The sequence below is a fragment of the Collinsella sp. genome, from assembly GCF_052346665.1.
Lineage (GTDB): Bacteria > Actinomycetota > Coriobacteriia > Coriobacteriales > Coriobacteriaceae > Collinsella.
The window spans coordinates 14,260-19,756 of sequence record NZ_DAWDUX010000040.1; the positions used below are offsets into that span (position 1 = coordinate 14,260).

Below are 5,497 nucleotides of genomic sequence, written 5' to 3' on the forward strand. Positions count from 1 at the left end.
AGACGACTCGGGCTCGCGTGCCCGTTATGAGTTCGAGCGTGCGGGCGCGGGCATAGTCCTCTGCGAGAAGTGTGAAGACATCGGTGCCGTAGGGGAGCAACTCGCAAAGGTCCGCGATGCGTTCGCTGGGAAAATACACCTCGCTGGAGAGGTTGGTGGGGTAGCTTGCGAGGACCTCAGGCGAGGGCGCGGGATTTCTCGTCTCCGGAGTCGCCTCAAGCACTATCTCGGGCTCTGCTGGGGCGGCGACGCTTGATTGTGCGGAAGAGGAGGACGGCAGCTGCGTCGGAGCTTCGACGACATCGGGCAACGCCTCGAATTGCGCAGGGTCCTCGGCAGGTGCGGGAACGGTGCTTTCGGGCGTCTCAGTGCGCACCGGGGAAGGCGCGGGCGCGACGGGATGAGACTGGAGGGTCGTCTCGCGGTCGATCCCGTTGTAGGGGTCGTAGACCACGGTGAGCGATATCGCGGGCCTTGGGCCATCGGGGGACGTATCGTCGACACCCGGCGCTGCCGCCTCCCGGGCTGCTGGCTGTTCAGGCTCTGTGTCCGCATCGGGTGCGCTGGACGGCTCGATAGCGTCGGATGGCGCACCGGAGTCGGATGGCGCGCTCGAGCCGCTTGACGTGTCATGGAAAGACGGCGCGGTGCGTCCGGGAGCGGCAACGCTCTCCGGTGCTGAAGCGGGTTCAGGCTGAAGACCGGATGGCAGCTCGCCATCCGCCTGCGCCGATTCGCACTCGAGCTCCGGCTCCTGTGCGGGCACGGGCTTCGGTTCGGGCTCCGGGCGCTTTGCGCGTTTGGGGCGCACCGGCTTGAGCGTCTTGTCGGCCTTCTTGCGTTTCCACGGTTTGCCGGAAGATTCTCCCGCAGTCTTTTTGCCATCCGTCGCCTCAAATGCGGCGAGCGCCTCGTCCCATGTGGGCTGGGCAATGATGGTCGCGTAGATTCTGCCACCCTTGAAAATGGTCAACTTGACGAACACCTCAAGCGCTTCGAGTAAGTCGCGCGTCGAATCAAATCCCAAGTCATCAGCGGTCATCTGATCGGATGCGAGGGCCTCCTCCACGGCGGGGAGAAACGTCTGCCTCCCACACCCGAGTTCTTGGGACAGAAGGCGATACAGGTATATAAGGTTGTTCGCAGTTAGGTTTGCGGAGGATTTCGCTCGTGCCATGGTGGCCTCTTTCAATCGATTGCGCTCACCATGGTAGCATCATGCGCCGGCGTTCACCTCGGTGCCGTTATCGGTTGACTGCGTCCCTGCTCCATTTGAGCTATCAGATGAGGACCCGTCTGTGTTGCCGTCACTGGAGTCCGAGCTCGTTGAGCCACCGGAGTTTGTATTGGAGTTCGACGAATCGCCAGTGCCTGTGCTTCCCGTGCCCGACGTGGAGCCCGATCCCGATGTGGCATCGGTGCTGGACGTGGCGCTGCCATTTGTCGTGTCGTTGCCGTCTTGCGTTGCTTGCGGGGCTGACGTCGAAGGCGTCGTCGGGGCAACTTCATCCGCGGGATTTGTCGGCGGCTGATCGGTGGACGTTGAGGCACCGAACACGGATGGTGTCTTCGTGCCCAGGCCCTCTCCCGCGGTGGCGAGCATGACGGCGCCTGCGCTGATCACGACGGCCAGAACGGCAATGAGAATTGATGCAAAGGTCACCTTTCGCTTGGACGCGCTTCGCTCTGCGGCTGCCCTTGCCTGCAGCTTGGTAGGCGCGATGCGGATATGCGGGGTGCGGGTGTCTTCGTGCGCCGCTTCGGGGCTCATGTTCGTCGTTGACGAGGCGGCGCTGGTCCCGTAGGCGTCGAGCGTATCGAGGACGCGCTCTTGCGCTTGGTAGGCTCGCATCGCTTGTTTTGCCTTGAGCTTTCGCGCACTCGTGTCGAGTGCGTTGCGATAGAGCTGGGAGCACACGACGGTCACCACGGAACTCACGGCTGCGCCGATGACGGACCCCGCGATGCCGATTTTTGATGAGAGGAGCATGGAGGTCACGGCGGCCGCCGCCGCGGCGATGATTTGCGCGACAGAGATGCCGTCGAGGAGTCCCTTGCGCAGCGCGATGGGCTGCGTCGCCCCGATGTGCGTGTCGGGTGAGCCCAGGTACGCGCTATACGGACTGCGGGTGGTCTGTTCTGTATCGTTTGAAGTCATAGGGTACACCTCTCGTGATCGCTCACGAGATTCTCGTACCCATGCGCGCGCAATACCACCCCGTCGCGCAAAGCAACGCAAAGTCCTAACAGACGAGGAAACCCTGTGAAGGTTGTCGAATGTGACTAGCGGTTGGCCTTGAGCTTGGCAAACAGCGTGGGCGCCGTCCCGCGGACCCATTCGATGAACATGCCGGATAGCAGGCAGAGCGTCGCGCTGTTCATGCGATAGGGGATGAGCATGACACGCATCTTCGCACTACGGGGTCGAGCCGCCCTAAGGGAGGGGCGCACCGCCGGCGAGCTCAGCATCTCTTTGACCTTCGCGCGTTTTTGGGAGAACGACTTGGGGTTCTTTGGGGAGCATTCGTTGGCCACGCAGCCGACGAGACGCTCGATGTACCGACGGCTCACCATCTCGTCGGCGTTTGCGTCGTCCTCCATGTTCCAGTGGCGGTACAGCTCACGCATCCAGTCGTTTTCCGTCTCGCGCTTCTCGAACACGCCGTCGCGGTAACGGGCGGTTTCCGAGTCGGCGCGGCGACGGAAGAAGCGGTACAGGGGCTCGCTCGTCATGCTGACGCTCTGGACATCCCTGATGTAATCAAGCACAAAGGGGAAGTCGTCCCAAAAAACGTCGCGATAGCGGATGCCGAGCTCATTGAGGCGGCTGGCGAGGAACATCTTATTCCACGGTGGATAGAACATGTTGTTGTCGAACAGCGCGGGCGAGGCGCGATGGAAATCCTCCGCCGTTGCATAAGTCGCATCCGGAACCTGCTTGACCTCAACATAGGTATCGTCACCGGAGTCATCGCCATTGCCGTATCCCGTGGTAGTGACGATTTCGAAGCCGCAGACCGCGAGATCGCAGTGATCTCGCTCCATGATGGAGGCAAGGTGCTCGAGCATGGTGGGGGCGCACTCGTCGTCGGCGTCCACGAAAACGAGGTAGCGTCCGCGCGCCCGGTCGATCGCGAGGTTGCGCGCCGTAGGGGCCCCGCCGTTTGGGACATGGAGGGCGGTGAGGCGCGGGTCCTGCAGGGCCATGCGATCGAGAATCGCCCCCGTTTCGTCGTGCGATCCGTCGTCAACGACGATGACCTCAATGTCTGTGAGGGTCTGGTCCAGGACGGAGCGAACGGCCGCCTCGACGTACGCCTCGACGTTGTAGGCGGGAATGATGACAGATACCAGGGGATTCGCCTCGTTCGTGGCGATGGCGGGGGATGAATCGGCGGTCACGGATGCTCCTTAGGAGATGTGCTGGGTCTTGGCTGGATGACGATGGAGGCCGGCGCGCTCGCAGGCGAAGAACATGCCGTTCTCCCGCCAGGAATACAAGAGTTCGCGGATCATGGCCATGCGATACGTCATCGCTTTGCCAATGTCTCCGTTTTGATGTGTGGCATCGAGATAGCGTTGCTTTGCCGCTGGCGACACATCGTCGAGTGAGAGCGCGATGTCGAGGGGTATGGCGCCGAGCACGCACTCGAGGAGCTTGGTAACCTCGGGATCGCGCGCCTCGGGAGTATTCCACAGATGCGACGCGTAGCGAAAACCGATGCTCGCAAGTGAGGTGAGGACACCTTCGTCCGTCGCCCAGCGGCTCTGAGCGACCTCCTCCGCCATTTGCAGCCAGCGTGTGAGCGAGAGGGTGGGCGCCTTGGTGACGCTGCTCGACCCCGGCCGATCCTCGCGATAGCAATACCACGCATCGTCGGTGAACGCTATGCGGTCCGCCTGGCACATGGCTCGCATTACGAAGGGGTTGTCCACCCATCCCGCGCCCGGCGCCTCGATGAATCGCGTGCCCGTCGACGTGAGGAAGTCACGACGGTAGATCGCCGACCACACCGAAGGGTGCCAGCGGACAAGCAGGGGAGATTCTCCCAGGTTGGTGCAGCCCCGCCTCCAGGTGCGCACGCCGCGATGACGCAGCAGGGAGCCCCATATGCGCTGCTGCGGGGTATCGGGCATCCAGACGCGCTTATAGGTTGATTTGACGATGTCGGGCATATCGCTCGCCTCGGCAATGGCGTAGAGCTCGCCGAAGAGGTCTCCGGCAAGGTAGTCGTCGGGCTCGACGATGCCGACGTACATGCCATCGGACTCATCGAAGCCCCTGTTGACTGCAGCGCCGTACCCGCCATTGGGCTTGGTCACGATGGAGACATCGGGCAGGTGCGGATCGCTTTCGGCGCGTTGCGCGAAGGCCTCGGCAATGGCGAGGCTCCCATCGGTGGAGCCATCGTTGACGATGACGACTTGCAGCTGCTTTCCGAGCGAAGAGCGTATGGAATCGAGGCACTGTGCGAGGTAGTGCTCCACGTTGTACACCGGCACCGCAACCGATACCAAGTGGCCTGTAGTGCCTTGTGCGCTGCTCACGAGGGTGTGCCGTCCTTTAACGCGTAGGGGCATGAACGCCTTATATCCTACCGCAAGGAGGCCGACTTCCCAAAGCGCGCGGTCGGCCTGCGCATGGACGCGGACGAAAAAGCCGCGGGTCGGAGAAAGCCCGGCCCGCGGCGAAGAGGGTGGAGGTTATGGGGTCTACGCGCGCGTGATGAACGCCTTGTAGCCCTTGTAGGCCTCGAAGATGTCGGCCTTGTTGGTGGCCTCCCACAGGGCGTGCATGGACAGGACGGCAACGCCGGAGTCGATGACGTCCATACCGTACTCGGCGAGGATGTAGGCGATCGTGCCGCCGCCGCCGGCACCGATGCGCCCGAGCTCGCAGGTCTGGTAGTCGACGCCCGCCTCGTCCATGATGTCGCGGATGAGGGCGAAGTACTCGGCGTCCGCATCGTTGGAGCCACCCTTGCCGCGGCTTCCGGTGTACTTGTTGAAGCACAGGCCGTGGCCCATGATGGCGGCGTTCTTCTTCTCGAAGCGGTCGGCGTAGAGGTGGTCGAAGCCCGCGGAGACGTCGGAGCTGAGCATGCGGGAGTTCGCGAGCGCGCGGCGCAGGGCCAACGGTCCGTCCTCGCCGGCGAGCGCCATGATCTCGGCGATGGCGTTCTCGAAGAAGCGGCTGGTCATACCGGAAGCGCCCACGCTCCCGATCTCCTCCTTGTCGACGAGCAGGGTGACGCTCGTGGTTTCGACCTGGGGCACGTCGAGCTGGGCAGCAAGGGACGTGTAGGCGCACACGCGGTCGTCCTGGCCGTGGCCGAGGATCATCGAACGGTCGAAGCCCATCTCGCGGGCGGGACCGGCGGGAACGACCTCGATCTCGGCGGAGAGGAAGTCCTCCTCGTCGATGTCGTACTTCTCCTTGATGATGTCGAGGAACATCTGCTTGACGGGCTCCTTGGCCTCCTCGTCGCCCTCGATC

General features: G+C 63.1%; 3 protein-coding genes and 2 pseudogenes. All 5 read right to left on the bottom strand.

Annotated features, from left to right (window positions below; translation table 11 throughout):
- Positions 1–1,177: pseudogene (locus tag ACT8II_RS07705) on the bottom strand (hypothetical protein); the annotation flags it as partial.
- Positions 1,178–1,216: 39 nt separating this feature from the next.
- Positions 1,217–2,158, bottom strand: a complete 942-nt coding sequence (locus tag ACT8II_RS07710) for a hypothetical protein (RefSeq protein ID WP_118653207.1) — start codon at positions 2,156–2,158, stop codon at positions 1,217–1,219.
- Between the two features lie 125 nt (positions 2,159–2,283).
- On the bottom strand, positions 2,284–3,402 hold the full coding sequence (locus tag ACT8II_RS07715) for a glycosyltransferase family 2 protein (protein WP_118653209.1): 1,119 nt from the start codon (positions 3,400–3,402) through the stop codon (positions 2,284–2,286).
- 9 nt (positions 3,403–3,411) lie between these two features.
- Positions 3,412–4,548 carry a glycosyltransferase gene (locus ACT8II_RS07720; RefSeq protein ID WP_158574801.1) on the bottom strand — a complete coding sequence of 379 codons (1,137 nt, stop codon included), beginning with the start codon at positions 4,546–4,548 and terminating at the stop codon, positions 3,412–3,414.
- A 165-nt stretch (positions 4,549–4,713) separates the two neighbouring features.
- A pseudogene (locus tag ACT8II_RS07725) lies at positions 4,714–5,497 on the bottom strand (aminopeptidase); the annotation flags it as partial.